This is a genomic window from Microbacterium dextranolyticum (assembly GCF_016907295.1).
Classification (GTDB): Bacteria; Actinomycetota; Actinomycetes; order Actinomycetales; family Microbacteriaceae; genus Microbacterium; species Microbacterium dextranolyticum.
In genome coordinates, this window is record NZ_JAFBBR010000001.1 from 2,205,336 (window position 1) to 2,232,026 (window position 26,691).

22 protein-coding genes and 1 pseudogene are annotated in these 26,691 nt (G+C 70.2%); 10 read left to right on the forward strand and 13 right to left on the reverse strand.

Annotation, left to right across the window (positions count from 1 at the left end; genetic code table 11):
• The first annotated feature begins 55 nt into the window (after positions 1–55).
• Complete coding sequence (phoU, locus tag JOE64_RS10205; RefSeq protein WP_204964150.1) at positions 56–769, forward strand: phosphate signaling complex protein PhoU; 714 nt, start codon at positions 56–58, stop codon at positions 767–769.
• Positions 770–838: 69 nt separating this feature from the next.
• On the opposite strand, the gene JOE64_RS10210 is transcribed toward phoU, so the two are convergent.
• Entirely contained in the window at positions 839–1,588 is a 750-nt protein-coding gene (locus JOE64_RS10210) for a phosphoglyceromutase (RefSeq protein WP_204964151.1), read from the reverse strand.
• Positions 1,589–1,628: 40 nt separating this feature from the next.
• Between JOE64_RS10210 and JOE64_RS10215 the strand changes: the two genes are divergently transcribed.
• Positions 1,629–2,513: a class I SAM-dependent methyltransferase gene (locus JOE64_RS10215; RefSeq protein WP_239531743.1), complete on the forward strand. Its 885-nt coding sequence runs from the start codon at positions 1,629–1,631 to the stop codon at positions 2,511–2,513.
• A 6-nt stretch (positions 2,514–2,519) separates the two neighbouring features.
• On the opposite strand, the gene JOE64_RS10220 is transcribed toward JOE64_RS10215, so the two are convergent.
• From JOE64_RS10220 to JOE64_RS10235, 4 genes are all read right to left on the reverse strand, one after another.
• The gene (locus JOE64_RS10220; RefSeq protein ID WP_204964152.1) at positions 2,520–3,629 is read right to left on the reverse strand and encodes an FUSC family protein; all 1,110 of its coding nucleotides are present in this window, start codon (positions 3,627–3,629) and stop codon (positions 2,520–2,522) included.
• A 13-nt stretch (positions 3,630–3,642) separates the two neighbouring features.
• Positions 3,643–4,746, reverse strand: coding sequence for a CAF17-like 4Fe-4S cluster assembly/insertion protein YgfZ (gene ygfZ / locus JOE64_RS10225; protein ID WP_204964153.1), 1,104 nt, complete (start codon positions 4,744–4,746; stop codon positions 3,643–3,645).
• Positions 4,743–5,348, reverse strand: coding sequence for a nitrobindin family protein (locus JOE64_RS10230; protein ID WP_204964154.1), 606 nt, complete (start codon positions 5,346–5,348; stop codon positions 4,743–4,745). Before JOE64_RS10230 ends, ygfZ begins: the two co-directional genes overlap by 4 nt.
• Positions 5,349–5,509: 161 nt before the next feature.
• Positions 5,510–5,800: a hypothetical protein gene (locus tag JOE64_RS10235; RefSeq protein WP_204964155.1), complete on the reverse strand. Its 291-nt coding sequence runs from the start codon at positions 5,798–5,800 to the stop codon at positions 5,510–5,512.
• A 108-nt stretch (positions 5,801–5,908) separates the two neighbouring features.
• Between JOE64_RS10235 and JOE64_RS10240 the strand changes: the two genes are divergently transcribed.
• From JOE64_RS10240 to JOE64_RS10255, 4 genes are read left to right on the forward strand one after another with little or no spacing between them, the layout of a single operon-like run.
• A complete protein-coding gene (locus JOE64_RS10240; RefSeq protein WP_204964156.1) occupies positions 5,909–6,607 on the forward strand; it encodes a winged helix-turn-helix domain-containing protein in 699 nt (232 codons plus the stop codon).
• Positions 6,608–6,657: 50 nt separating this feature from the next.
• Entirely contained in the window at positions 6,658–8,829 is a 2,172-nt protein-coding gene (locus tag JOE64_RS10245; protein WP_204964157.1) for an RNA degradosome polyphosphate kinase, read from the forward strand.
• Complete coding sequence (locus JOE64_RS10250; protein ID WP_204964158.1) at positions 8,826–9,764, forward strand: NUDIX hydrolase; 939 nt, start codon at positions 8,826–8,828, stop codon at positions 9,762–9,764. Before JOE64_RS10245 ends, JOE64_RS10250 begins: the two co-directional genes overlap by 4 nt.
• Before the next feature lie 2 nt (positions 9,765–9,766).
• Positions 9,767–10,333 (forward strand): 4-phosphopantetheinyl transferase family protein, encoded by a 567-nt coding sequence (locus JOE64_RS10255; protein WP_204964159.1) that lies wholly within the window; start codon positions 9,767–9,769, stop codon positions 10,331–10,333.
• On the opposite strand, the gene JOE64_RS10260 is transcribed toward JOE64_RS10255, so the two are convergent.
• The 3 genes from JOE64_RS10260 to JOE64_RS10270 are packed head-to-tail and all read right to left on the reverse strand — an operon-like array spanning position 10,275 to position 16,184.
• On the reverse strand, positions 10,275–11,585 hold the full coding sequence (locus JOE64_RS10260) for a M1 family metallopeptidase (RefSeq protein WP_204964160.1): 1,311 nt from the start codon (positions 11,583–11,585) through the stop codon (positions 10,275–10,277). The genes JOE64_RS10255 and JOE64_RS10260 overlap by 59 nt on opposite strands.
• Positions 11,582–15,547 carry a Pls/PosA family non-ribosomal peptide synthetase gene (locus tag JOE64_RS10265; protein ID WP_204964161.1) on the reverse strand — a complete coding sequence of 1,322 codons (3,966 nt, stop codon included), beginning with the start codon at positions 15,545–15,547 and terminating at the stop codon, positions 11,582–11,584. Before JOE64_RS10265 ends, JOE64_RS10260 begins: the two co-directional genes overlap by 4 nt.
• Before the next feature lies 1 nt (position 15,548).
• Positions 15,549–16,184, reverse strand: coding sequence for a hypothetical protein (locus tag JOE64_RS10270; RefSeq protein ID WP_204964162.1), 636 nt, complete (start codon positions 16,182–16,184; stop codon positions 15,549–15,551).
• A 200-nt stretch (positions 16,185–16,384) separates the two neighbouring features.
• On the opposite strand from JOE64_RS10270, the gene JOE64_RS10275 reads away from it, so the two are divergent.
• The 4 genes from JOE64_RS10275 to pstB all read left to right on the forward strand — a co-directional run bounded on the left by JOE64_RS10275 (position 16,385) and on the right by pstB (position 20,574).
• Positions 16,385–17,506, forward strand: coding sequence for a phosphate ABC transporter substrate-binding protein PstS (locus tag JOE64_RS10275; RefSeq protein WP_204964163.1), 1,122 nt, complete (start codon positions 16,385–16,387; stop codon positions 17,504–17,506).
• A 176-nt stretch (positions 17,507–17,682) separates the two neighbouring features.
• Complete coding sequence (gene pstC / locus JOE64_RS10280) at positions 17,683–18,684, forward strand: phosphate ABC transporter permease subunit PstC (RefSeq protein WP_204964164.1); 1,002 nt, start codon at positions 17,683–17,685, stop codon at positions 18,682–18,684.
• Complete coding sequence (pstA, locus tag JOE64_RS10285; RefSeq protein ID WP_204964165.1) at positions 18,681–19,778, forward strand: phosphate ABC transporter permease PstA; 1,098 nt, start codon at positions 18,681–18,683, stop codon at positions 19,776–19,778. The genes pstC and pstA overlap by 4 nt, the downstream gene beginning before the upstream one ends.
• 16 nt (positions 19,779–19,794) lie before the next feature.
• Positions 19,795–20,574, forward strand: a complete 780-nt coding sequence (pstB, locus tag JOE64_RS10290; protein WP_204964166.1) for a phosphate ABC transporter ATP-binding protein PstB — start codon at positions 19,795–19,797, stop codon at positions 20,572–20,574.
• 205 nt (positions 20,575–20,779) lie between these two features.
• Here the strand turns inward: pstB and JOE64_RS10295 are convergent, their stop codons facing one another.
• The 5 genes and pseudogenes from JOE64_RS10295 to JOE64_RS10315 all read right to left on the reverse strand — a co-directional run bounded on the left by JOE64_RS10295 (position 20,780) and on the right by JOE64_RS10315 (position 26,615).
• The gene (locus tag JOE64_RS10295; protein WP_204964167.1) at positions 20,780–21,664 is read right to left on the reverse strand and encodes an aminodeoxychorismate lyase; all 885 of its coding nucleotides are present in this window, start codon (positions 21,662–21,664) and stop codon (positions 20,780–20,782) included.
• A gap of 291 nt (positions 21,665–21,955) precedes the next feature.
• The gene (locus JOE64_RS10300) at positions 21,956–22,594 is read right to left on the reverse strand and encodes a DNA-directed RNA polymerase subunit beta (RefSeq protein ID WP_204964168.1); all 639 of its coding nucleotides are present in this window, start codon (positions 22,592–22,594) and stop codon (positions 21,956–21,958) included.
• A 265-nt stretch (positions 22,595–22,859) separates the two neighbouring features.
• Positions 22,860–24,111, reverse strand: a pseudogene (locus JOE64_RS10305) (IS3 family transposase).
• A 281-nt stretch (positions 24,112–24,392) separates the two neighbouring features.
• Positions 24,393–25,301: an endonuclease domain-containing protein gene (locus JOE64_RS10310; RefSeq protein ID WP_204964169.1), complete on the reverse strand. Its 909-nt coding sequence runs from the start codon at positions 25,299–25,301 to the stop codon at positions 24,393–24,395.
• A 285-nt stretch (positions 25,302–25,586) separates the two neighbouring features.
• Complete coding sequence (locus tag JOE64_RS10315; protein WP_204964170.1) at positions 25,587–26,615, reverse strand: 6-phosphofructokinase; 1,029 nt, start codon at positions 26,613–26,615, stop codon at positions 25,587–25,589.
• Between the last annotated feature and the right edge of the window lie 76 nt (positions 26,616–26,691).

Here is a 26,691-nt window from a genome sequence, read left to right on the forward strand (position 1 = left end):
GCCGCGCCCACCCGGCTCCGTGCCGGCCCCGAGTCGCCCGAGGAGAGGTCTCAAGATGCGCGAAGTGTTCCACCAGTCACTGGAAGAGGTTCAGGACCGTCTGGTCGAGATCAGTGAACTCGTCACAGTCGCGATCGAAAAGGCGACCCGTGCTTTCGGGACGAGCGACGTGACGCTCGCCGAAGAGGTCATCGAGGCCGACTCCGTCATCGACGACAGCGCGACGGCCCTCGACGAGCTGGCCATCGAGATCCTCGCCCGCCAGCAGCCCGTGGCTCGCGACCTCCGCATCGTCGTCGCCGCCCTGCGTGTGAGCGCATCTCTCGAGCGTATGGGCGACATCGCCGAGCACATCGCGCAGCTCACGCGCATGCGTTTTCCCGAGCGCGCCATCCCGAAGGGCCTGAAGAGCACCTTCACGAAGATGGGCGAGCTCGACGTCGAGGTCGCCCGCACCCTCACCGCCATCCTGCGCGACGGCGACCTCGCCCTCGTCGAGACCCTGCGTGCACTGGATGACCGCATCGACGATCTCCACCTCTCCGTGTTCGAGAAGGTTCTCGGCGAGAACTGGCAGGGAGAGGCCGGCGCCACCGTCGATGCGACCCTGGCCAGCCGCTACCTCGAGCGCTTCGCCGACCACGCCCTCTCGGTGGCCAAGAAGATGGCCTACCTCGCGACGGGCGACTGGAAGCCGGACACTGACACGATCGCCGTCATCGCCGCCGAGCAGATCGCCGAGCAGCTCGCGGAGCGCGCCGCCGAGTAATCGACGACGAGACGACGAGAGGGGGATGCCGGTCGGCATCCCCCTCTCGCGTCGCCTGCGCGGCGGGTGTTACTTCTTGCCCTGGTTCGCGACTGCGGCGGCACCGGCGGCGGCGGCCTCGGGGTCGAGGTACTCGCCCGTGCCGATCGGCTCGAAGTTCTCGTCGAGACGATAGACGAGCGGGATGCCGGTCGGAATGTTCAGCTCGGCGATGTCGGCGTCGCTGATCTTGTCGAGGTGCTTCACGAGACCGCGCAGCGAGTTGCCGTGCGCCGTCACGAGGACGGTCTTGCCGGCGGCGAGGTCGGGCTTGATCGCCGACTCCCAATAGGGCAGCATCCGGTCGATGACGATCTTCAGCGACTCGGTGCGGGGCACCTCACCGTCGATGCCCACGTAGCGCGGGTCGTCCACCTGGCTGTACTCGTCGTCGTCGGCCAGCGGCGGCGGCGGCACATCGAAGGAACGGCGCCACAGCATGAACTGCTCGTTGCCGAACTCTTCGAGCGTCTGCGCCTTGTCCTTGCCCTGCAGCGCACCGTAGTGGCGCTCGTTGAGGCGCCACGAGCGCTTCACCGGGATCCACAGCCGGTCAGCGGCGTCCAGGGCGATGTTCGCCGTCTGGATCGCACGGCTGAGCACGGAGGTGTGCAGGACGTCGGGCAGGATGCCGGACTCCTTCAGCAGCTCACCGCCGCGCGCGGCTTCGCCACGGCCCTGTTCGGTGAGGCGGACATCCACCCATCCGGTGAACTGGTTGGTCTTGTTCCACTCGCTCTGCCCGTGGCGGAGGAGGATCAGCGTGTAGGGCGCGGTCATGCCGCAATCCTATCGAAGGCGGCCCTGGCATCATGGAGGGATGCCGCCGGAGAAACCTGCCGTTCACGGGGGCTCCCGCGGCGGTTCACCCCGGGTGCTCCGCGGCGCGGTCGGCCAGATCACGCGCGGCACGACGAACACGAACCGCCTGCGCCGCGTCGACCGGTGGCTCGCCCGTCATCCCGTGCTGCGTCGGGCATCCGACCCCCTCGTCGTCGACCTGGGATACGGCGCGAGCGGCGTCACCGCATTCGAGCTCGAGGCGAGGCTGCGCGCCGTGCGCCCCGACGTCGAGGTACTCGGGCTCGAGATCGACCCGGCGCGCGTCGCCCACGCCCAGGAGCAACTCGCCGAGGTGCGCAGCGGACGCACCCCCTTCGCCCCCGACGCGCGCGTCGGGTTCGCCCGCGGCGGGTTCGAGGTTCCCCTCCCGTCGGCGGAGCGCCGCGCCGCCGTCATCCGTGCGTTCAACGTGCTGCGACAGTACAACGAGGCCGACGTGCCGGCGGCGTGGTCGCGCATGTGCGGGCGACTGCAGCCGGGCGGCATCCTCGTCGAGGGCACGTGCGACGAGCTCGGGCGGGTGTGCACGTGGATCGAGGTGGGCGCGGATGCCCGCCCGCGCACCCTGACGGTGTCGCTGCGTCTCGCCGACCTGCAGAGTCCGGCGATCGCGGCGGAGCGGCTTCCGAAGGCGCTGATCCATCGGAACGTCGCCGGCGAGGGCGTGCACGCGTTCCTCTCGGCGCTCGACGCGGAGTGGGTGCGCGCTGCCGCTGCCGCACCGTTCGGCGCGACGCATCGCTGGCGCACCGCCGTGCAGGCGCTGGACGAGGCGGGATGGCCGGTGCGCGGGCGCTCGCGATGGCGCCTGGGCGAGGTGACCGTGCCGTGGTCGCTCGTCGCGCCGCGCGCGGACGACTGACCTCCGTCACACGCGCGGAAGGGCGGCGCTCGCGTCCGGGCCCGGCATGCCCGCTGCGACCATGAGATCGACCGCGAGCGGACGCAGCGCCCCGATCAGCGTCTGATCGACGATCGAGCTGTCCGCGGCGAGCGCGGACGGGTCGAGACGTGCGCCGACGACGCGCACCGCCTCGCGGGCGGCGGGCTCGTAGGAGATGTCCGTGAGTGCCTCCGCGACGAGCCGGGCGCCCGCGCCGAGCTCGGCGAGAAGTCCCGCGGCGATGGGGCGGGGCGCCCCGTCGTCGCACACGTAGACCACCCTCCGGGCGATGACGCGGAGGTTCCGACTGGCGAGGTCGAGCTGGACGCAGATCCGGCGCTGTCGTTCGAACTCGGCGCGCTGCCGTCGCAGCAGAGGCGAGATGCGAGCGATCTCCGCCCCCGAGTCGATGCCCTGGCGCCAGGCCTCGACCGGGCGCTGCAGCGACCGCGCCCGTCGCAGTCCGCGCTCGGCGCGCACCCGGTCGCCGCGGCGCAACGCCTGCACCAGCGTCGTCAGGGCGGCATCGAACGCGGCGAACGCCTCGGCCGCCTCTCTCGTGACGGCGCGCAGCGGGCTCCGCGGCACGAGGGCCGTCACGAGCAGCGCCGCCACTCCCCCCACGACGCCGTCGATCAGTCTGAGGAACGGCACGTTGGCCGGAAGCACCACGACGATCGCGGACTGGATCGCGGCGGTGATCGCGAACCCGGGCTGGGCCGACAGGACACGCGCGACGAGCATGGTCGCGGCGAGGGTGAGGGCGAGCTGCCACCACCCGGTGCCGGCGGCGAGCACGATGAGTTCGGCCACGAGAATTCCCACGATCATCCCGATAACCGTCTCGAGCACCCGCAGCGGGCGGGCGTCGCGCACCAGTCCCAGGCTCGAGATCGTCACCGTCACCGCCAGCAGCGGCGCGGCATGGCCGAGGACGTGGTGCGCGAACGCGAAGGCCGCGGTCGCCGCGATGACGATCTGCACGATCGCGAGCGACGACGAGCGTGCCCGTTCCAGCCCCGGTCGCGGCGACAGCCTCCTCCGCCACGTCGTCGGCACCGAGACCGTCTGGGTCGTCGGCTCGGGAGAACTCATCGGCGGGCTCGCCTCAGCGTCGGCGGGACAGTCGCGGCAGACGTGGCACGGCGGCGGTGCGCCCGGCATCCGGGGGAACGATCGTCTCCGCGGCGGCGGCGATCTCACCGTCGGCCGTGCGGACGGTGAGCGGCGCGTCCTCCGCAGTCGCCCGGCGCACCAGAGCCAGCGCGATCGGCCCCTCCTCGTGATGGCGGGCGACGGATGTCACGACGCCGACCGGCTCGCCTTCGAGCAGGACCTCGGCGCCCCGCTCCGGAAGCACCGCCTCGCTGCCGTCGAGCTGCAGCATCACGAGGCGCCGCGGCGGATGCCCGAGGTTGTGCACTTTCGCGACGGTCTCCTGGCCGCGGTAGCACCCCTTGTCGAGGTGCACGGCGGTGCGCAGCCAGTCGACCTCGTGCGGCAGCGTGCGCTCATCGGCTTCGCGATCCGCGCGCGGACGCCATGCGGCCACACGCAACGCGTCGACGGCCAGGTGGCCGGCAACCTGCTGCGCTCCGGCGGCGGCCTCCGCCGCGATGCGCTCGTACTCGTCGACGTCGACGATCGCTTCGGCCCAGTCGCGTGCGCTGCCGGGGTGCGGATCGGCCATCGCGTAGCCCCAGCCGCCGTCGGCGACCCGCGGCCACGGATCGTGCCAGACGGCGACGGCGCGAAGTGCCGCAACGGCCTCGGCCGTCCCCGCGACGACGCGGTGGCCGGAGGAGGCATCCTGCGGGTCGACGCGCAGACGGAAGCGCATCCGCTGCAACCAGGTCAGAAGCGCGGCGGCGCGTGCGCGGTCCACGATCAGCCACGTGCGCTCGCCGTCGTCGACGACGGCGGCGGCATGCTCGACGTGGCCCTGAGGATCGAGCACGAGCAGTTCGGTGCTCTCACCCGGCTGCCGCGCGGCCAACGCCTGCGAGGTGACCGAATCGAGCCAGGTCAGGCGATCGGGGCCCGAGACGGTGAGGACCGCGCGCGCGGCGAGCGGCGCGAGGGCGCGTCCGTGCGCGAGGTCGCGCTGTTCCCGCGAGGGTGCGCCGACATGCGCGAGGCCGTCGTCGTCTACGACGGCGCCCGGCACGCCCTCGAAGGGATCGGAAGGGGCATCCGGCACGACTGCGCTCACTCGACTCGGGCGAGGCGCGCCGACGCGTGCGAGGCCAGAGCGGCACCGAGCGCCGCGACGTCCCACGCCCACAGCAGGTGCCCGTCGACGTACCCGTACATCCGGGTGGCCGAGGCGTAGGGCTTGGCCCCGGCGGGGCGGACGATCGCGTCGGATGCCAGGTCGATCCGGGGACCGCGGACCTGCCCGAGATACAGCTCGCTGATGCCGTCGGAATGGACGATGGCGACCTCGAGGTCGAATCCCCCCTCGGCGTTGCGGAGGAGCTCGACGTCGTCCGCCGTGCGGGGCCGGTCACGACGCTCGGCCGCCGGAAGCAGTGCGGGGCCGGCATCCTGATCGCCCGCGGGACGGGCCAGACGCCAGTACCCCGTCTCGGCGACGAGCGGCGTCCGCTCCTCGCCCTCGCCGAGCAGCCAAGCGCTGGCTGCGTAGTTGACGTAGTCGCCGCCGTCGTGGCTGAAGCTCACCCGATGGGCGAACTCGCCGTCGAAGCGTGCGCCGTCGACCTCGTAGTCGATCACGCCGGTGCCCTCCCAGACACCGAGCAACCAGGACAGCGGGACGATGTCCGCCGGAAGGTCGGTGGGAAGATCGAACACGGCGCTCAGCGCTGGCCGCGGTACAGGTTCTTGATCACGACGCCCGACACGAAGACGATCGCGACGGAGGCGAGTGCGAGCAAGCCGACGAAGAAGAGTTCCAGCGCGACGAGGTCCATGCGACCACTCTACCGCTCCCCCGCCGGGTCGCGATGGAGCCGTCAGTTGCCGAACAGGGTCGCCAGGCCCAGGCCCAGCCCGATGAGCCCCATGACGACCATGGCACCGAGGCTGCTGGCGGCGACGCGACGGATGAACCCGTCGGCGTGCCCCGACACCAGCTGTACGACGAATGCCAGCAGGATGCAGGCGGCCAAGCCGACCGCCATCCAGGCGGCGCGCCAGTCCGTCGGGGCCGCGAGACCGATCGCCACTGCGATGACGCCTCCGGCGGCCCAGACCGCGACGATGCCGCCGAGGCCGCCGCGCGGCGCGAGTCCGGGAATCGTCATATCTCCATCATGACCGACCGGCGCCGTGCGCGCACGCACTGCCGGTGCACGCTCCGGCGAGGTCCTAAGATGGGGGCACGGTCCGCCCGTCGGACCGGAAGGGACCGCATGGCTCAGCTGCTCGTTTTGAGTTCCGCCTCCGGCGGAGGTTCCGTCCTGCCCGCGCTCGAACTGCTCAGTCACCGGGTGCGACAGATCCCCGCCGAGCCGGCACAGCTCGTGAACGCGCCCAGCGCCGACGTCATTTTCGTCGACGCGCGCGGCGACCTGGTCGGCGCGAAGTCGCTGTGCAAGATCCTCAACACGACCGGGCTCGACGCTCCTCTTCTGCTCGTCGTGACCGAAGGCGGCCTCACCGCCGTGTCCACCGACTGGGGTGTGGACGACGTGATCCTCGTCGGCGCCGGCCCTGCCGAGGTCGACGCGCGCATCCGGCTGGCGATGGGGCGTCAGAGCACGGAACAGGTCTCGAGCCGCATCCAGACCTCGGGCATCTCGATCGACGAGTCGTCATATTCGGCGAAGGTGCACGGCAAGCCTCTGGATCTCACGTACAAGGAGTTCCAGCTCCTGCATTTCTTCGCGACGCACCCCTCACGCGTCTTCACCCGCGAGCAGCTGCTGAGCGAGGTCTGGGGCTACGACTACTTCGGCGGCACCCGCACGGTCGATGTACACGTGCGGCGTCTGCGCGCAAAGCTCGGCGATCTCGAGCAGCTCATCGGCACCGTACGCAACGTCGGCTACCGCTTCAACGTGTACGAAGACGACCAGATGCCCGCTCCGCGCGAGCGCTCCGGCGCCTGACGCCGTCGTCGGTTAACGTTCCGGTCACCTGTCCCTGCAATGATGAGGGAATGATCGACACCGACGTTCTGGACTCGGGGCTGGGCGACGCGGACGACGACGATTTCGACGACACCGTCGAGATCGACGACCCGCAGCTGCCCGACCATCGCTACATGGACCGCGAGCTCAGCTGGCTCGCCTTCAACCGACGGGTGCTGGAGCTCGCGGAGGACCCCCGCCTTCCGGTTCTGGAGCGGGCGAACTTCCTCGCCATCTTCGCCAGCAACCTCGACGAGTTCTTCATGGTCCGCGTCGCCGGCCTGAAACGGCGCATCATGACGGGGCTCGCCGTTCCGACCAATGTCGGACGAGCGCCTCAGGACGTCCTCGCCGACATCTCCGAGAGCGCGCATGCGCTGCAGCTCCGCCACGCCCTCACCTGGATCGACCAGGTGCAGCCGGCACTCGCCGAGGCGGGCATCGAGGTCGTCACGTGGGACGACCTGTCCGATGACGAGCGCGGCACGCTCTACGAGTACTTCCAGACGCAGGTCTTTCCGGTACTCATGCCGCTCGCGGTCGACCCGGCCCACCCGTTCCCGTACATCTCGGGGCTCTCCCTCAACCTCGCGATCCGCATCCGCAATGCCAAGACGGGTCGTCAGGAGTTCGCGCGCCTGAAGGTGCCGCCGATGCTCCCCCGCTTCGTCCCCGTGCGCGGCGCCGAGGGCGGGCGCGTCCGCTACCTGCCGCTGGAGCAGCTGATCGCCCATCACCTCGGCGACCTGTTCCCCGGCATGGAGATCCTCGAGCATCACACCTTCCGCCTCACCCGCAATGAGGACGTGGTCATCGAGGAGGATGAGACCGAGAACCTCATCCAGGCTCTCGAGGCCGAGCTCCTGCGCCGACGCTTCGGCCCTCCGATCCGCCTCGAGGTCACCGATGAGATGGACGACGTCACCCTCGACCTGCTGATCCAGGAGCTCGAGGTCACCGACCAAGAGGTGTACCGCCTGCCCGGCGCCCTCGATCTGCGCGGGCTGTTCGACCTCGCGAAGATCGATCGCCCGGAGCTGCACTACCCGCCGCACGTCCCGGTGACGGCGACGGCGTTCCAGCCCGCCGAGCAGAACGGCCGCGCCGACCTGTTCGCCGCGATCCGTAAGAACGACGTCCTCGTCCATCACCCCTACGAGTCGTTCACGACGAGCGTCGTCGCCTTCCTCGAGCAGGCGGCCCGCGACCCGCACGTGCTCGCGATCAAGCAGACCCTGTACCGCACCTCGGGCGACAGCCCGATCGTGCAGGCGCTCATCGACGCCGCCGAGCGCGGCAAGCAGGTGCTCGCCCTCGTCGAGGTGAAGGCCCGATTCGACGAGGCCGCGAACATCGTCTGGGCGCGCAAGCTCGAGAAGGCCGGCGTGCACGTCGTCTACGGTCTCGTGGGACTGAAGACGCACTGCAAGCTGCTGCACGTGATCCGTGAAGAGGACGGCGCGCTGCGCAGCTACAGCCACATCGGCACGGGCAACTACAACCCCAAGACCAGCCGTCTCTACGAGGACTTCGGCCTCTTCACCTGCGACGAGCAGGTCGGGCGCGACCTCACACGTCTGTTCAACGAGCTCAGCGGCTACGCCATCGAGAAGAAGTTCAAGCGCCTGCTCGTCGCGCCCCTGCACCTGCGCAAGGGACTGCTGCGCCACATCGAGACCGAGCGCCGCCACGCGCTCGAGGGCAAGCCGGCGCACATCCGCATCAAGGTCAACTCGATGGTCGACGAACAGATCATCGACGCGCTGTACCGCGCGAGCCAGGCGGGTGTGCGCGTGGATGTGTGGGTACGCGGCATCTGCTCGCTCAAGGTCGGCATCGAGGGCGTCAGCGAGAACATCACGGTGCGCTCGATCCTCGGGCGCTACCTCGAGCACTCGCGGATCTTCGCGTTCCTGAACGACGGCGACCCCCAGGTGTACATCGGCAGCGCCGACATGATGCACCGCAACCTCGACCGCCGCGTCGAGGCGCTCGTGCGCGTCGTCGCGCCCGCCCACGTCAAGGAGCTCATCGACCTGTTCGACCTCGCGATGGGCGACGAGACCAGCTCGTGGCACCTCGAGCCGAACGGCGAATGGCTGCGGCACAGCGCGGATGCCGACGGCAAGCCGCTCATCGATCTGCAGGACCGCACGATGGCGCAGGTGCAGAAGCGCCGCCGCGGTCGGGCGGTGCGATGACGGAGACGGCCGTCTACGCCGCCGGCGGTGTCGTCTGGCGCATGGTCGAGGAAAAACTGCGGATTCTCGTCATCCATCGGACCGCATATGACGACGTGACCCTGCCCAAGGGCAAGGTGGATCCGGGTGAGACGCTTCCGATGACGGCGGTGCGCGAGATCTTCGAAGAGACCGGCATCCGGGTGTCGCTGGGCATCCCCGTCGGCGTCTCGCGCTACCATCTGCCTCGCGGGCGTCAAAAGGTCGTGCACTATTGGGCGGCGGAGGCGACCGACGACGCGATCCGAGAGTCGTCGTTCGTGCCGAACAAGGAGGTCGCCGCGGTCGAGTGGATCTCGCCCCGCAAGGCCCTCGCGCGTCTGTCCTACCCCGTCGACGTCGAGATCCTCGAGCAGTTCCTGCGCTACGTCGACGACGGCATCCTCTCGACCTTCCCGATCGTCGTGCTCCGCCATGCGAAGGCGACCCCGCGCGAAGAGTGGAAAGGTGCGGATGCCGCACGTCCGCTCGCACCGCGGGGAACCCGGCAGGCGAAGGATCTCGTCGGTCCCCTGCGATCGTTCGGCGTGCGCCGGGTGATCTCCAGCGACGCGGTGCGTTGCGTTGCGACGGTGACCCCGCTCGCCGAGGCGCTGGGCCGCTCGATCGACCGCACGCCCCTCATCGGGCAGGATGCCTGGGAAGAGGGCACCTCGGACGTCCGCGCCGTCATCGGCAAACGCGTGCGGTCGCGCAAGCCCGCCGTGCTGTGCAGCCACGGACCCGTGCTTCCCGGCATCCTCGCCGAGCTCGCGCTGGCCACCGGAACGCTGCGCGGCTCGTACCTGGGCAGCGCCTCGTCTCTCGATCCCGGCGCGTTCTCGGTCGTGCACCTCTCGCGGGAGCACCCCGGGTCGGGCATCGTCTGCATCGAGACGCACGAACCGCGACTCTGAGCGTGGCAGCGACCCGGATCGCGTGGAGCACCGCTCCGCTCGACCGGCACGGGCGGCGCGCCGTGGCCTGGCGGATGCTTCGCACTATGCTCACCGCGGAAGGCTACCCGGACGCGACGCTGTCGAATCCCTGCCCGCGGTGCGGCGGCCCGCACGGTCCGATCCAGGTCGCCGGCGCGCCGTGGTCGGCGTCGGTGACGTATGCGGGCGCCGTCGCGGTCGCCGCGGTGCACCCGCGGGTCGGGGGCGACTCCGAGGCGCCGACGGGGTTCGCCATCGACGCGGAGCCGCTCGTCGACACCGTGCGGGATGCCGCGGGTGGCGTCCCTGGCGGACTGCTGCGGTGGGTGCGCGCCGAGGCCGCCGCCAAGGCCGTCGGACGCGGTCTACGGCTCGACGTCGACGAGATCTCGGTCACCGAGACATCCGAGGGATGGACGGCGCTGCTCCCCGGCATCCCCGTCGCCGTCACCGGCTGGGAACCGGCCGTCTCTCCCCCGGGGGTGCTCCTCAGCGTCGCTCTGGCACCGGCAGCGGCGGTAGCGCCGGCTCATCGAGCCATGCCGTGAGGATCGACCCGACCTCACCGGCCGCGTCTGCCGCATGCTGTTCGACGCAGGCACGGAACTCGGCCGTCCCTGCCAGACCGTGTCGATGGCTCGTCGCCCAGTCGAGGATCAGGGCGCCGAATACCGACTCGCCCAGAGCGCACCGCAGCGCGTACAGCGTGAGCGCACCCCGCTTGTAGACGCGATCGTCGAACATCAGGTCAGGCCCCGGGTCGGCGAGCACGAGGTCCTGCGCCAGAGCGCTCAGTCGCGCATGGTGCTTGGCGGCTTTCTGAGCGAGCGATGCCCGTCCGGCCCGCTCCGACCACATCCACTCCGCAAAGCACGCGAACCCCTCGTTGAGCCAGATGTCGCTCCACCGGCCGATGCCGACGCTGTTGCCGAACCACTGATGGGCGATTTCATGGGCGATGAGCCGCTGCTCGGAGGGCACGAGATGATTCACGCCGAACACGGCGAGCCCCTGCGCCTCGAGCGGGATCTCGAGCTCGTCCGGCGTGACGACGAGCGTGCAGTCCTCCTGAGGATACGACCCGAAGGACTCGTCGAACAGCGCCAGCATCGCCGGGACGTCGGCGAACGCGCGGTCGACCGAGGCGCGGAGCGCCGGCGGTGACACCACGCGCACGCGTGCGTCGCCGGTGAGGGTGCGCGACTCGTAGCGACCGACATGCGCCGCCGCGAGGTACGTCGCGACGGGGACCGTCGACTCGGAGACGGCGGTGACGCGCCCCCCGGCGGACGAGACGCTGCGCGTGCGCCCCGTCGGCACCGGGAGGTAGCCGGCGTCGGTCGTGAGGGAGATCCGCATCCGTGCCCGATCGTCGGGGCGATCGTTGCAGGGGAACCAGGTGGGCGCACCGGTGGGCTGCGAGGCGACGAGCGCACCGTCGTCCAACTCCTCCCAGCCGATCGTGCCCCAGCGCGAGCGCCGCGGCGCGGGCGCTCCGGCGTAGACGATCTCGATCGAGAACCGCTCGCCGGGCGCCATGCGGTGCGGGAGCTTCACACGGAGCTTCCGCGGTCCCTGCGTGTACGAGGTGCGCCGATCGCCGTCCACCCGCACACGCGTCGTGCGCAGACCCACGAGATCGACGCTCACCGCTGAGACGGCGACCGCCGCCACGACGTTGAGGACGGCGACGCCCTCCAGCCTGTTCGTGCGCACGCGATAGTCGAGCGTCAGGTCGTAGGACTCGACGTCGTAGCTCGGGTCTCCGCTCTCGGGGGCGTACGGGTCGTGCACGCTCACGATGTCGACTGGTAGGCGCGCACCTTCACCGCACGCCAGGGGCCGATGGGGTTGCCGCTCCACCGCGAGCCGACCGGAACCGACTCGCCGCGCATGACGAGTGAGGCGGGCCCCACCGTCGCGTGGGCGCCGATCGAGGCCGCCGGGAGGATGACACTGTGCGGGCCGAGGGTTGCCCCGGCTTCGAGTTCGACGGTGTCCATACTCATGATTCGATCATGGAACAGGTGGGTCTGCACAACGCAGCCGCGGTTCACGGTCGCGCCGTCACCGAGGGTCACGAGGTCGGGCTCGGGCAGCCAATAGCTGTCGCACCACACGCCGCGGCCGATCGTCGAGCCGAGCGAGCGCAGCCACACCGCGAGGGCGGGCGTGCCCGCGGCGGACCGGGCGAACCACGGGGCGGCGACCATCTCGGTGAACGTATCGGACACCTCGGTGCGCCAGACGAAGCTCGACCACAGGGGCTGCTCGCCCGCGCGGATGGGGCCCACGATGATCCACTTCGCCGCCGTCGAGATGCCCGCCGCGACCGCGCCGGCCAGCAGCAGCACGATGCCGGAGAGAAGGATCGCGATGACGAGGCCTCCCGCCTCGATCATCCAGGCGAGCACGAACAGCACGGTGACGCCCAGCGCGCACGTGACCACGACGGGGATGAAGCGGCACAGCTCCCACAGTGTCCGCGCGACGCGCAGTCGGGCCCGCGGCTGATAGGTGCGCGTCTCGTCGCCCTCGGCCGAATGACGGCGCAGGCGGACGGCCGGCGAGCCGAGCCACGACGACCCGGCCTTCGCTTTGGCCGGGGCCGCGGAGAGCACCGCGACCAGGCCGTCGCGCGGTACGCGGTGGCCGGGGGCGGCCATTCCGGAGTTGCCGAGGAAGGCGCGCTTGCCGATCTGCACGCGGCCCAGGCGCATCCATCCGCCGCGCAGCTCGTACGAGGCGACCATGGTGTCGTCGGCGAGGAAGGCACCGTCTTCGATGCGTGTCATCGAGGGGATGAGCAGCACCGTCGAGGCCTCGACGTCGTGGCCGACGCGGGCACCCAGCATCCGCAGCCACACCGGAGTGAACAGGCTCGAGTACAGCGGGAACAGGATCGTGCGTGCCGAGTCGAGGAGCCTCTCGGTCGTCCACGCCTGCCAGCCGACGCGACTGCGAACGGGATGGATGCCCTCGGTCAGACCGATCGACAGCAGGCGCACGGCGCCGACGACCGCCACCGCGAAGACCAGACCGGCGGCGACGACGCCCGGCACGAGCCACACGAGGGCGCCGAGGAAGGCGTGTCCGAGGGAATCGGCGCCGGCGATCCCCTGTGCGACGACGAGTCCCCCGATGGCGAAGGCGGCGAGCGGGAGGAGCGCCAGAGCCACCGCCGAGGCGGCGTACGCCCACAGCCACCGCGTCGGGGCGGGCGCCCGCTCGGTCGGCCAGGGTGCGGCACCGGCAGGCGAGGGCGAACCCGCGCCGCCGATCCGCTCCGCCGGCGATCCCGCCCACACTTGGTCGGCGCGGACGCGGCCGAACACCGCCGAGCCGGGGGCGATCTCGGCACGTCGGCCGATGCGCGTGCCGGGGGCCAGTGTGCTGCGTGAACCGACGGTCGCCTCGGCGCCGATCCGGATGCCGCCGATGCGCACGACGTCACCGTCGATCCAGTACCCCGACAGGTCGACCTCGGGCTCGACCGCCGCCCCATCTCCGATCTCGAGCATTCCCGTGATGGGCGGAAGGGCATGCAGGTCGACGCCCGCGCCGATGCGCGCGCCCAGCGCACGCGCGTAGTAGCTGATCCATGGCGCCCCGGAGAGACCGACGGCATCGACCTGATCGGCGATCTGCGCGGCGAGCCACAGTCGCACGTGCACACCCCCGCCGCGAGGATAGTCGCCGGGCCGCAGCCCCGCGAGGAGCACGCGGGCCGCGACGACGGCCAGCCCCATCCGACCGAACGGCGTGGCGAACACGAGCAGCCCCACCACCAGCAGCCACAGCGGGGCGTCGGGCAGCACCTCGAACCCGGGGAACAGCTGCAGGATCGCCGATGCGGTCAGCAGATAGAGCATCCAGCGCAGTCCGCTGATGATGAACAGGGGCACCCCCAGCAGGGACTGCAGCCACTGCATCCGGCGCGGTGTGGGCTCAGGGCGGTGGAACGTGATGTCCTCGTCCTGCAGAGCGGATCCGAGCGCCTTGGCCATCGCGCTCAGCCGCGGCACGTCGTAGATGTCGGCGACGGAGAACTCCGGCACGCGAGCGCGGATGCGCGACACCAGCTGGGCGGCCGCGAGGGAGCCGCCACCGAGGTCGAAGAAGTCGGCCTTGCGGTCGGTGACCGGCATCCCGAGCACCGCCTGCCACTGCGCCGCGAGCCAGGCCTCTCCCGGCGACATGTCCGACACCGGCAGTTCGACGTTCGGCAACGGCCACGGGAGTGCGGCGCGGTCGACCTTGCCCGAGGTGCGCACGGGAAGGTCGTCGACGACGGCGAGCAAGGGCACCATCGGAGCGGGAAGACGCTCGGCGAGCGCGGCGCGCGCGGCCAACCGGTCGAAGTCGGCCGGCGCGGCCAGATACCCGACGAGGACGGGCACGCCCGCCTCGGTCGTGCGCACCGCGGCGGCCGCACCGGTCACCCCGGGAAGATCCTGCAGGGCGTTCTCGACCTCGCCGAGCTCGATGCGGCGTCCGCCGACCTTCACCTGGTCGTCGGCGCGACCCTGGAAGATCAGCCCCTCCGGGTCGAAGCGCACGAGGTCACCCGATCGGTAGGCGCGCTCCCACCCGAGCGTCGGCATGGGCGCGTACTTCTCCGCGTCCTTCGCGGGGTCGAGGTAGCGCGCGAGCCCGACGCCGCCGATGATCAGCTCGCCGATGCCGCCGTCCGCGACGGGCTGCCCCTCGGCATCCACGACAGCGAGCGCCCAGCCATCCAACGGCAAGCCGATGCGCACCGGACCGTCGCCTCCGAGCGGGGCGGCGCAGGCGACGACCGTCGCCTCCGTCGGCCCGTAGGTGTTCCACACCTCGCGCCCCTCTGCGGCGAGTCGCGCGGCGAGCTCGGGCGGGCAGGCCTCGCCGCCGAAGATGAGCAGCCGCACGTTCTCGATCGCCGACGTCGCCCACATCGCCGCGAGGGTCGGAACCGTCGAGACGACCGTGATGCCCTGCCGCAGCAGCCACGGACCCAGGTCTTCGCCGGAGCGCACGAGCGCACGGGGTGCGGGAACGAGGCACGCGCCATGTCGCCACGCGAGCCACATCTCCTCGCACGAGGCGTCGAAGGCGACCGACAGCCCCGCGAGCACCCGGTCGGACGGGCCGAGCGGCCCGTCCTGCAGGAACAGGCGCGCCTCGGCATCGACGAACGCGGCCGCCGAGCGGTGGCTGACGGCGACGCCCTTGGGCAGGCCCGTCGACCCCGAGGTGAAGATGATCCACGCGTCGTCGTCCACCGTGGGCGGCGGGACGGCGACGATCGCGTGCGTCGACGGGTGCGGGGCGTCCCCGGCGAACAGACCCACCGGGTCATCTCCCCCGATCTCGTCGTCGGGCGCCTCGGCCGCCGGGGTGTACTCACCCGTCCCAGTCACGATGCCGCGCACGCGCGCCTCGCCGAACACGAGGCGCGCACGCTCGTCCGGGTCATCCGCATCGACGGGTACGTAGGCCGCGCCGGCCGCGATGATGCCCAGGATGCCGACGTACAGCTCCTTGGACCCGGACGGCATGCGCACGCCCACCCGGTCGCCGCGCCGCACCCCGGCCGCGTGGAGCCGGGCCGCCGTCGCGCCCACGCGCGCCATCAGCTCTCGGTAGCTGAGCGCCCCGGAGCCGTCGTCGATCGCGGATGCTTCGGGGTGACGCGCAGTGGTCTCGCGCAGGATGTCGATGAGCGTGCGGGCATCGGGTGCATCAGCCTCGCGATCGAGCACGCGCTGTGTCGTCGTCGCCACGTCAGGAGAGCAGACCGATGAGCGCGGCCTTCGTGAGGCGCGAGTAGCCGCTGTGACCGAGTGCGCGAGCACGGGAGCGCAGCTGGGCCACCGTGAGGCGCTCGAGGTCTCCGGCCGCGGGCGAGTCCTCGTCGTCGACGAGCATCAGCGGGGCGGACGCCGACTCGGGTTCGGGCGCCGGAGCCGACAGTGCTACGGCCAAGGCGTCGTCGGCCGCGGCGGCATCCAGTTCCGCCCGTGCAGCGACCTTTTCCGAGCGACGGGCGGCCTTTCGTGCCGCCTTCGCCTCGGCGGCACGCTGTGCGGCGACGCGCTCGGCCTCGGCGGCCGCGACGGCCGCACTGTGCGCCTCGGCGCGCAGGCGGGCCTTGCGCTCGGCGGCGGCGACGGCCTTCGCCACGGCGCGCTCGAGCCGGCGCGCGGCGCGCTCGGCGTCGTGGGCGACTTTGTCGGGCTTGCGCCGCAGCTTCTTCTTGGTCACGTCGGCGGCCTCGCGCGCATCGTCGATCACGTCGTCGAGCAGCCGCGCCTGCTTCTTCGGCAGCCTCTTCGCCGTCTTCTCGGCCCGCGTCACCGCTGCGGACGCCGCGCCGATCGCGTCGAGCGCAGCGCGCTCGGCCTTCTTCGTCTTCGCCATGGGCCTCAGGATAGTCAGCCCACGTGAACGCTCCGGGAACGGCGGTTCCCCGAGCTTTCTCGCTCACGGCACGCCGTGATCACGCGAACGCCGTTCACCTTCCGTTCACCGCCGCAGCCCAGTCTCGTAAGAGAGGGTGTCTACCGTCTCGGACGTGCCCTGCACCGGGCCGCATTTCCCTGACACGTGAAGGATTCACAGTGAAGCTCACCCGCATCGCCCAGCTGGGCGCTGTCGCCGCCGTCGCGGCGCTCACCCTCGCCGGCTGCTCCTCGTCGGGCGGCGCCACGCCGTCGGAGAGCGCGTCCCCGACGGCGTCCGACGTCGCGTTCACGATCGACCCCAGCCTGTCCGGCACGATCACGGCAGGTGGCTCGAGCGCCCAGTCCAACGCCCAGCAGGCGTGGACGACGGCGTACAACGCCACCGCGAAGAACGTCACCATCAACTACGACAAGTCGCAGGGCTCCGGCGGCGGCGTCACCAACTTCCTCTCCGGCGCGTACGACTTCGCGGGTTCCGACTCGCCGCTGAACGCCGACCAGACCGCTCAGTCCAAGAGCATCTGCACCGCCGGTGGCGTGAACATCCCGATCTACCTCGACGGTGTCGCCATCATCTTCAACATCCCGGGCGTCACGAAGCTGCAGCTGAGCGGCGAGACGATCGCGAAGATCTTCGCCCTGCAGATCACCGACTGGTCCGACCCGGCCATCACGAAGGACAACGGCACGGCTCTCGCCGCCGGCGCGATCACCACGGTCGCCCGTTCGGACGGCTCGGGCACGACCCAGAACTTCACCAACTACCTGGCCGCGACGCAGTCCGCCGTCTGGACCTCGCCCGCGGGCAAGGACTGGCCGATCGAGGGCAACGTCTCCAAGCAGAAGGGCGGCTCGGGCGTCGTCGAGGCCGTCAAGGCCGGCTCGGGCACCATCGGCTACGCCGACCACTCCGCCATCGGCACGCTGAACTCGGCTGCCATCGTCACGAACGGCAAGGCCGTCGCGTTCAGCGGCGAGGCCGTGTCGAAGACGTTCGAGGCCGCCGCGGTCGCGAACCCGAACGGTGTCACCGGCGACCTGTCGAAGAAGTTCGACTACTCCAAGCTCACCGCCGACTCCTACCCGATCCCGCTGGTCTCGTACGCGGTCGTCTGCTCCACGTTCAAGGACGCCAAGCAGGCTGACCTCGTCAAGTCGTACCTCGGCTTCGTCACCAGCTCGCTCGGCCAGTCGGTCGCCGAGAAGAACGCCGGCTCCGCTCCCCTCCCCGAGTCGGTTCTCGCCGACGCCGCGGCGACGCTGAAGGCCATCAAGTAACACCTCGGCCCTGGTCCGGCCGGCGCTCATCCGAGCGTGCAGGCCGGGCCGGGCTGAGCAGAGTCGTCGGTCCGAGCGATCGACGATTCTGCTGGGCCGGATCCCCGAACAGCCGCCCTCTGCGATCTTCCCGAACCGAGGAGAACACATGACCCTGCCCGACCTGGGGGTTCGACGTGACTGACGTCGCCACCGCCCCCGCGCAGAAGCCGGCGTCGAACATCGTCGGCAAGCGCCGCGCCGGAGACTCCGTCTTCCTCGGCCTGTCGACCACCGCCGCCGTGTCGATCATGATCATCCTCGCCGGAGTCGCGATCTTCCTGATCCTCAAGGGTCTGCCCGCGATCACCGCGAACTGGGGCGAGGGAGACCTCGCCGGCTACCAGAACAAGGACTGGGCGAACTTCTGGGACTACGTCGCCCCGCTCCTGTGGGGAAGCATCTGGGCGGCCTTCATCGCGATGATCCTCGGCACCCCCGTCGCCATCGGCATCGCGCTGTTCATCTCGCACTACGCCCCGCGCCGCATCGCCGGCTTCCTCGGCTACATCATCGATCTGCTCGCTGCCGTGCCGTCGATCGTGTTCGGCCTCTGGGGCATCATCGTGATGCGCCCGCTGCTGCTGCCGCTCGCCCAGTTCCTCAACGAGTACCTCGGCTGGATCCCGCTGTTCCAGGGCCCCGTCTCCAGCACCGGCTCGACGATGCTGGCCGGCGGCGTGGTGCTCGCGGTCATGATCCTCCCGATCGTCACCTCGATCACCCGCGAGATCTTCCTGCAGACCCCGCGTCTGCACGAAGAGGCCGCCCTCGCCCTCGGCGCCACGCGCTGGGAGATGGTGCGCCTCGCGGTCATCCCCTACGCGCGCAGCGGTATGGTCTCGGCGACCCTGCTCGGCCTCGGCCGCGCCCTGGGTGAGACGATGGCGATCGCGCTCATCATCTCGCCGAGCCTGATCTTCTCGGTCGCCCTCCTCACGGACGGCTACAACTCGCAGACGATCGCGGCGAACATCGCCCTGAACTTCCCCATCGCCACCGACCTGCAGCGCTCGGCGCTCATCGGCACCGGTCTCATGCTGTTCGTGGTCTCGCTCGCGGTCAATATGCTCGCGCGCTACATCATCGCCGCGACCGGCCCCGGGGCCAAGGGCCGCAAGAAGGGAAAGCGCTCGTGACCGAGATCACCTCGCCCGCGCCGGCATCCACGTCCGCGCTGTCCCTCACCAGCGGTCAGCTTCCCCGCTACATCGAGCCCGTCGCCCTCGCTGCGGCGCTCGCGGTCATCGCGGCGCTGCAGCTGGTCCTCGGCGGCTTCAACGTCGCGACCTGGCTGGTCTTCGGCGCGGTGCTGTACCTCGTCGCGATCGGCGTCTTCTCAACGATCGTCGAGGGCCGCCGCAAGGCCACCGACCGCGTCATCCGCGGTCTCGTCACCGCCGCCTTCGTGCTGGCCGTGGCACCGCTCGTCTCGACGCTGTGGACCGTCGTCTCCAAGGGCATGTCGGTGCTCTCCTGGAACTTCGTCACGCAGGTCGGCGGCACGGCCTTCGACCCGAACACGCTCGCGGTCGTGTCGACGCCCGGAGCCCTCCAGGCGATCGTCGGCACGCTGATCATCACGGGAATCGCGGCCCTCATCTCGGTGCCGATCGGCATCCTCGCCGCGGTGTACCTGGTCGAGTACGCGCAGCCGAACAACCCGCTGCGCCGCGCGATCACCTTCCTCGTGGACGTGATGACGGGCATCCCCTCGATCGTCGCGGGTCTGTTCGCGTTCTCGCTGTTCGCGCTGATCGTCGGCCCGAAGGCGTTCAGCGGCTTCTCGGCCTCCATCGCCCTGTGCGTGCTGATGATCCCGATCGTGATCCGTTCCACCGAAGAGATGCTGCGGCTGGTCCCCGGCGATCTTCGCGAGGCATCCCTCGCCCTCGGCGTGCCCCGCTCGGTGACGATCATCAAGGTCGTGCTGCGCACCGCCGCCAGCGGCATCATCACCGGTGTCGTCCTGGCCGTCGCCCGCGTCGTCGGAGAGACCGCACCGATCTTCATCGCCGCCAGCTTCACCGACAACTTCAACGCCGACCCGTTCAACGGGCCGATGCAGACCCTCCCCGTGATGGCCTACACCGCCTACAGCTTCCCGGGGCAGGACATCGACGCCTCCCAGGCACAGGCGTGGGGCGCGGCCCTGCTCCTGGTCATCCTCGTCGTCATCTTCAACCTGATCGCCCGGATCGTCGCGATGGTCTTCGCGCCGAAGGCACGCTAAGCAAGGAAAGGCACCTGTGTCCAAGCGCATCGAAGTCGAGAACCTGAACGTCTACTACGGTGATTTCCTCGCCGTGGAGGGCGTCTCCATGGACATCGAGCCCCGTGCCGTCACGGCCTTCATCGGCCCGTCCGGCTGCGGCAAGTCCACGTTCCTGCGGACCCTCAACCGCATGCACGAAGTCATCCCCGGCGCCCACGTCAAGGGCAAGGTCCTCGTCGACGGCGACGACCTGTACGGCCCCGGCGTCGACCCGGTGCTCGTGCGTCGCCACGTCGGCATGGTCTTCCAGCGTCCGAACCCGTTCCCCACGATGTCGATCAAGGAGAACGTGCTGGCGGGCGTCAAGCTCAACAACAAGCGCATCTCCAAGAGCGACGCCGACGCGCTCGTCGAGCGGTCGCTGCAGGGCGCCAACCTCTGGAACGAGGTCAAGGACCGTCTCGACAAGCCGGGCGCCGGCCTCTCGGGCGGTCAGCAGCAGCGTCTGTGCATCGCGCGTGCGATCGCCGTCTCCCCCGACGTGCTGCTCATGGACGAGCCCTGCTCGGCCCTCGACCCGATCTCGACCTTCGCCATCGAGGAGCTGATCCAGGAGCTCAAGAGCGACTACACGATCGTGATCGTGACGCACAACATGCAGCAGGCCTCGCGCGTGTCCGACAAGACGGCGTTCTTCAACATCGCCGGTACGGGCAAGCCCGGAAAGCTCATCGAGTACAACGACACCAACGCGATCTTCACGACCCCGTCCGTGCAGGCGACCGAGGACTACGTCTCCGGCCGCTTCGGGTGACGCCCGACGCGACGAACGAGAACGCCGCCGGTCCGATCGGGCCGGCGGCGTTCTCGTTCGCGTTCGCGGTCGCGGTGAGGTCCGGAGGTGCGCTCGACCGTGTGGCGTCCGGGGATGGCGCTCCGTCGCGCACTGCTCGAGAGTGGTGCTCCTTCGCGCGGCGTCCTGCAGCGGCGCTCACTCGCGCGGTGAGCGGGCGTGGTACTCAGTCGCGCGGTGAGAGGAGGTAGCGGTTCATCTCCGCGGTCAGGACGACATCGTGCGGCACGGCGACGTCGTCGATCGCGACGATCGGCGCCGCCAAGCGCACGCTCGAGACCAGCCACGCCGCATCGGCATCCGCGAGATCAGCCGCCGCGATGACGCTGTACCCGGCCGTGTGGCCCTGGGCCTGGAGATACTCGAACAGGCTCAGCTGGGTCGTCCCGTGCAAGATGCCGGCGTTCGGCGCGGGAGTCAGGAAGGTATCGCCGTGCCGCACGATCAGGGTGGCCGTCGGTGCTTCGAGCACGAACCCGTCGCTCGTGATGAAGACAGCGTCATCGGCACCCCGGCTGCGGGCCTCGCGCAGCGCCGCCATGTTGACGGCGTATGAGAGCGTCTTGGCGCCGAGCAGCAGCCAGGGCGCGCGCGCCGGCACGTCGAGCGTGTAGCCGCGGTCGAGCGTGACCACGCGGATGCCGTCGGTGCGTGCTCGCGTGAAATCGGATGCCTCCGCCGCCGTCACCCATGCGGTCGGCGCCGGTCCGTGCTCGACTCCACGGCTGAGGATGAGCTTGATGACCGACTCCCCCGCGCCGCAGTGTTCGGCCGCGAAAAGCACTGCCGCGCGCCATTGGGCGAGGTTCGGCGCCGGCAGGTCGCAGATCCGCGCCGAGTGCGCGAGCCGCTGGAGGTGCGCCTCGACTTCCTGCGGGTGACCGTCGACCACACCGATGGACTCGAAGATGCCGTCACCGCGCTGCGTGCTGAGCTCGCCGACAGTCAGCGCGGGTGCGGCAGGATCGATCGCGGTGAAGGTGTCGGCGACATCCGTCCGCGTGTCGTCGTCCGATACGGGGTCGATCATGAGAGCGAAGCGCCAGGCCATGAGCCGAGCCTACGCCGCACGGCGGCGCGGTGAGCGGCTCGCGGGAATGCTGGCACGGTGCGCTCGGTTACACTGGAACAGCCGGGCCGCAGTAACCCCGGGCTCCATCTTTCGCCGCTCTGAGCGGCCTCGCGCCGAGAGGCGTTCTGCGGCCCGGCGCTTCTCTGTCCGGCCATCCGCCGGGCATCGTGGCATCCGCCCGAGTGCTCTTCGAGCCGCCCGAGCCGCCCGAGCGTGAACCTCCGCGTTCGCGCGTCGGCGTCTGCGGGGCGGGTCGCGGTCGGGGCGTGGTCAGGTCAGTGCATCGCGGCGCCACAGCGCGGCGCACGTGCTCAGCTCGGCGGCGTACGTATCGAGACGCAGCGCTCGGGTGGTGAACGCGGTGGCGCGTTCGGGCTCGGTCGCATCGTGATCCTCGGCGACGTCGAGCGCTCCCGCGGCCTCGACGCGGCAGAAGGATGCTGCGCGCTCCAACGCCACCGCGAAATCACCCGTGAACACGCCGCGCAGGATCTCGTCGACGAGCGCCATGAGCTCCTCGGGGCCGGCGGGCTGAGGTGCGCCCGCGACGACGACGTCGACGCCGTGTCGCAGTGCACGCCCCCGCTCGTACAGCAGGGCCGCGGTGCGGGCGTCGTCTCGCACCATCAGCTGCAGCAGGTAGAGACGCCACAGAGCGCCCGGAAGCGAGGATGCCGAGGCATGCGACCACAGCTCCGCGAGGGTGTCGATGCCGTGCGCATCGGTGAAGGTCACGAGCCGCTCGACGACGCCTTCCGACGGCTCGTCGCGCACCCGGGTGAGAAGGGCCGATGCGGTGGCGTGCGCCGCCCGCGACACTTCCGCGGGATCGGTCGAGCCGAACCGGCGATCGAATGTCGATGCCGGCCGCTGGACGGGTCGGTGGAAGTCGCGCCGCTCGTCGCTCATCCCTCCAGGGTACCGGCGCCCCGTGCCCGGCGGCCGCGCCCCGGCCCCTCGGCCCCGGCCCCTCGGCCCCGGCCCGTCGGCCCCGGCCCGTCGCCCCCGGCCCGTCGGCCCCGGCCCCTCGGCCCCGGCCCGTCGGCCGCATAACCTCGACCCCGTCGCCTGGCCCTGCGTCCCAGTTTCTGCTTTCGGTAAACCGTGTCCCACTTTCGGCAGACCGTGTCCCACTTTCGGCAAGCCATGTCCTGAATCGGCCTGACTTTTGTTCCTATCGGGAGCCTTGTCCGACAGGTGTCGGATTGGCTGATTCTTGGTCAGCGTAATACGCCTGTTCGACTTCGAGGGGGGTGCGCATGTCGAGCTCGCCGTGGAGTCGGGAGTTGTTCCACCACCACACCCATTCGAGGGTCGCGAGTTCGACCTGCTCGACTGTGCGCCAGGGTCCGCGCTGGCGGATGAGGGGTCTGCCCCGAGTTCGGTCTTGTAGAGGTTGTTGATCGCCTCGGCGAGGGCGTTGTCGTAGCTGTCGCCGACGGTTCCGGTGGAGGGCACCGCGCCGAGTTCGACGATGCGGTCGGCGTAGACCATCGCCATGTAGTTCGACCCGTGGTCCGAGTGATGCGTCAGCCCGGTGAGGTCGCCGCCCGCGCCCCAGGCGGCCATGTCGAGCGCCTGCAAGGGCAGGATCTCCGCTCTCAGCGTCGATGCAACGTTCCAGCCCACGATGCGTCTCGAGTAGACGTCGGTGACGAACGCGACGTAGGCGAACCCGGACCAGGTGGCGACGTAGGTGACGTCGCAGACCCAGAGCCGTCGCGGCGCTGGTGCGGTGAAGCGGCGGTTCACGAGATCACTCGGCAGCACGGTGGTCGTGTCGGAGCGGGTCGTGAACACGCGCTTCGACTTGCGGACACCGCGAACCCCGGCGAGGCGCATGAGGCGTTCGGTCTGGTCGCGACCGATGTCCCAGCCTTGCCGTCGCATGAGGGCGTGCATCTTCCGTCGCCCGTAGACGCCGTAGTTCTCCGCATGCAGCCGGGCGATCTCGGGCACGAGCAGATCATCCTGCAGCTGCCGCGCGGACGGCGCGCGGCCCACCGCGGCGCGATAGCCGCGTGAGGTGAAGAATCCTCTCACTGCCGGTCGCAGGACCTGGCAGATGAGCTCGACCCCGAAACGATCCCGGTGTTCGTTGACGAACCGGATCATCTCGTCGAGGGGTGGTCGAGCTCCTTCGCGAAAAAGATGCTCGCAGCCCTGAGGATCTCGTTCGCCTTCCGCAACTCCGAGACCTCCTTCTGCAGCCGCTTGATCTCCGCCGCCGCATCCGTCGTCAACCCGGGCTTCACGCCCGCGTCGACCTCGTAGCGGCGCTGCCAGAGGCGCAGTGTCTCCGGGCTCATCCCGAGCAGCCCGGCGACGTGACGGACCGCGCTCATCATGTTCGGGTGCGACGGCCGCGTCTCCGCGAGCATCCGCAACGCCCGCTCACGCATCTCCGGCGAATACTTCCTGTTCATCGAGTTCCATCCTTGCTTGAAGAACGGAACGAAAGTCAGGCCGATTCATCCCACAATCTGTCGCGCACCAGGCATCCACACGACAGAAACTGGGACACGGCCCGACCAGCAACCGTCTCTGCAGACCATGTCCCACTTTCTGCAGACCGTGTCCCACAATCTGTCGCGCACCAGGCATCCACACGACAGAAACTGGGACACGGCCGACGCGCGAGTGAGCACCGAACAGGATGCGTGCCAGTCACGGCACCACGCGGCCCATCGCGCCGTGCGAACGGCGTTCAGCGACCCGCTGTCCACCCCGCGCGCCGAAGCGCGTCACGCACCAGTGCGACGGCCGCCTGCTCGTCACCCATCATGTGGTGGCTGAGAACGCGCACGTGGTCCCAGCCTTGTACGCGGATCGCGCTCCAACGGTCGGCGTCGCGCGCGAACTGGGCGGCGTCCTCCGCATGCACCCGGCCGTCGTACTCGACGGCGACACGGTAACGCGGGAAGGCGAGATCGAGCTCCGCAACGAAGGTGCCCCGGGTTGTGAAGAGCTCCCACCCCGTCTCGGGCTCCGGCAAGCCCGCATTCACAAGAAGAAGTCGAAGCCGTGTCTCGCGCGCCGAACGCACCCCACCGCGCGCGGCGGTGAGCGCGTGAGACAGGCTCCCGCCGCGCAGATCGCCCATCATCCGCGCTTCGTGTCGCAACTCGGATGCCTCGACGCCACGTTCCTGCAGCAGGAAATCCGCGGCGGCGACGAGGTCACCGAACGACCAGCGCGTGCCGGCTTGGCGCCAGGCGCGCACGGGGTCCTCGACGGGCAGCCCGTCGATCCATACGAACGCGGGCGCGCGCAGCTGCAGACGGTGTCCGACGACGCCACGGGTACGAGGCTCTCTCGCCGGACGATACGCCGAGACGTGGATGCCCGGCGCATACGGCCACTCGGGTAAAGGTGCGCCGACCAGCGCGAGGGCCGTTTCATGGCTGAAGAACTGGCCGTCGCGAAGCCGCGGGGCGAACGCCCGGCATCGCTCCAGCAGCGCACCGGCGCTTACCGCCCCTCGGGCGCGAACACCATGGAACGGGCGGCTCAGCGTCCGAGTCCGCAAACGCCCGGGGGCGACTCCCGCCGCGAGCGCCTGCGCGACGCTGAACGCCTGAGGAAGCTCGGCCGGAAGCTCGACGCGCGATGACATCCCCTCATGCTCGTCGTGCAGGCATCGGGCCCCGGCCGCACCCTCGGCATCCGTGGACAATCACGACGCCGATCGGGATGGGGAGGGAGGATGCCTCCCGCATCCATGTCCCACTTTCTGTCGTTCGGATGCCTCGGAAACGACCGAAAGTGGGACACGGCCCTCAGAAAGTGGGACACGGCCCGCAGAAATCGGGACACGGGGCGCCCGCAGAAATCGGGACACGGCCCGCACACGCGAACCGCCCGGGCGACGAGACGGTCGCCCGGGCGGTTCGGAGGTGAATCAGCCGAAGAGGGCGGCGGCCTCTTCGTAGCGGTAGATCGGCACGGTGTTGAGCTCGCCGAGCGCCTCGGCGAACGGCACACGGACGATGTCGGTGCCCTTCATCGAGACCATCTGCCCCCATGCCTCTTCCGCGACAGCGTCCGCGGCATGCAGGCCGAGGCGCGTCGCGAGGACGCGGTCGAAGCCCGACGGCGAACCGCCGCGCTGGATGTGACCGAGGACCGTCGCACGGGTCTCGATGCCGGTGCGGCGCTCGATCTCGGGTGCGAGGACCTCGCCGATGCCGCCCAGGCGCGGGCGGTTGAACGCGTCGAGACCCTTGTCGCTGTACGCCTCGTCCATGCCGGTGAGGGTGAAGCCCTCCGACACGACGACGAGGGGCGCGCGACCGCGGTCGTGCGCCTTCTGCACCTGGTCGACGATCTCGTCGATCGACATCGGCACCTCGGGGATGCAGATGACGTGAGCGCCCGCGGCGATGCCGGAGTGCAGGGCGATCCAGCCGACGTGGCGGCCCATGACCTCGGCGACCATGCAGCGCTGGTGCGAGTCGCCGGTCGTGCGGAGGCGGTCCATCGCGTCGGTGGCGATGTTGACGGCCGTGTCGAAGCCGAACGAGTAGTCGGTGGCGCGCAGATCGTTGTCGATCGTCTTCGGCACACCCATGACGTTGATGCCGTCGTTCCACAGGCGGTTCGCGGCCGCGAGGGTGCCCTCGCCGCCGATCGCGATGATGCCGTCGATGTGGTGACCGTAGAGCGTCGCCTTGATGTTGTCGGCGCCGCCGCGGGGGCCCTCGTAGGGGTTCGTGCGCGACGTGCCGAGGATCGTGCCGCCGACCTTGGACAGCCCCTTCACCTCGTGGCGCGTCAGCGGGAAGAAGTCGCCGTCGACGACACCGCGCCATCCGTCGCGGATACCCACGAACTCGATGTTGTAGTTCGTCGTGCCCTTGAGCACGACACCGCGGATGACGGCGTTCAGACCGGGGCAGTCGCCGCCGCTGGTGAGGATGCCGATCTTCATGGGGAGGATCCTTCGGGTAGAGGGTGGTGAGACGGCGACACTGCCTCATCCGACACTATCGCCGGATGAGGGGGTG

Excerpts from the sequence above, each read along its gene's own strand:
- JOE64_RS10210 (WP_204964151.1), bottom strand. The coding sequence starts at position 1,588 with ATGACCGCGCCCTACACGCTGATCCTCCTCCGCCACGGGCAGAGCGAG.
- JOE64_RS10310 (WP_204964169.1), bottom strand. The coding sequence starts at position 25,301 with ATGTCATCGCGCGTCGAGCTTCCGGCCGAGCTTCCTCAGGCGTTCAGC.
- JOE64_RS10220 (WP_204964152.1), bottom strand. The coding sequence starts at position 3,629 with ATGAGTTCTCCCGAGCCGACGACCCAGACGGTCTCGGTGCCGACGACG.
- JOE64_RS10240 (WP_204964156.1), top strand. The coding sequence starts at position 5,909 with ATGGCTCAGCTGCTCGTTTTGAGTTCCGCCTCCGGCGGAGGTTCCGTC.
- JOE64_RS10215 (WP_239531743.1), top strand. The coding sequence starts at position 1,629 with ATGCCGCCGGAGAAACCTGCCGTTCACGGGGGCTCCCGCGGCGGTTCA.
- JOE64_RS10315 (WP_204964170.1), bottom strand. The coding sequence starts at position 26,615 with ATGAAGATCGGCATCCTCACCAGCGGCGGCGACTGCCCCGGTCTGAAC.
- JOE64_RS10300 (WP_204964168.1), bottom strand. The coding sequence starts at position 22,594 with ATGAGCGACGAGCGGCGCGACTTCCACCGACCCGTCCAGCGGCCGGCA.
- JOE64_RS10250 (WP_204964158.1), top strand. The coding sequence starts at position 8,826 with ATGACGGAGACGGCCGTCTACGCCGCCGGCGGTGTCGTCTGGCGCATG.
- JOE64_RS10235 (WP_204964155.1), bottom strand. The coding sequence starts at position 5,800 with ATGACGATTCCCGGACTCGCGCCGCGCGGCGGCCTCGGCGGCATCGTC.
- JOE64_RS10295 (WP_204964167.1), bottom strand. The coding sequence starts at position 21,664 with ATGGCCTGGCGCTTCGCTCTCATGATCGACCCCGTATCGGACGACGAC.
- JOE64_RS10245 (WP_204964157.1), top strand. The coding sequence starts at position 6,658 with ATGATCGACACCGACGTTCTGGACTCGGGGCTGGGCGACGCGGACGAC.
- phoU (WP_204964150.1), top strand. The coding sequence starts at position 56 with ATGCGCGAAGTGTTCCACCAGTCACTGGAAGAGGTTCAGGACCGTCTG.
- JOE64_RS10270 (WP_204964162.1), bottom strand. The coding sequence starts at position 16,184 with ATGGCGAAGACGAAGAAGGCCGAGCGCGCTGCGCTCGACGCGATCGGC.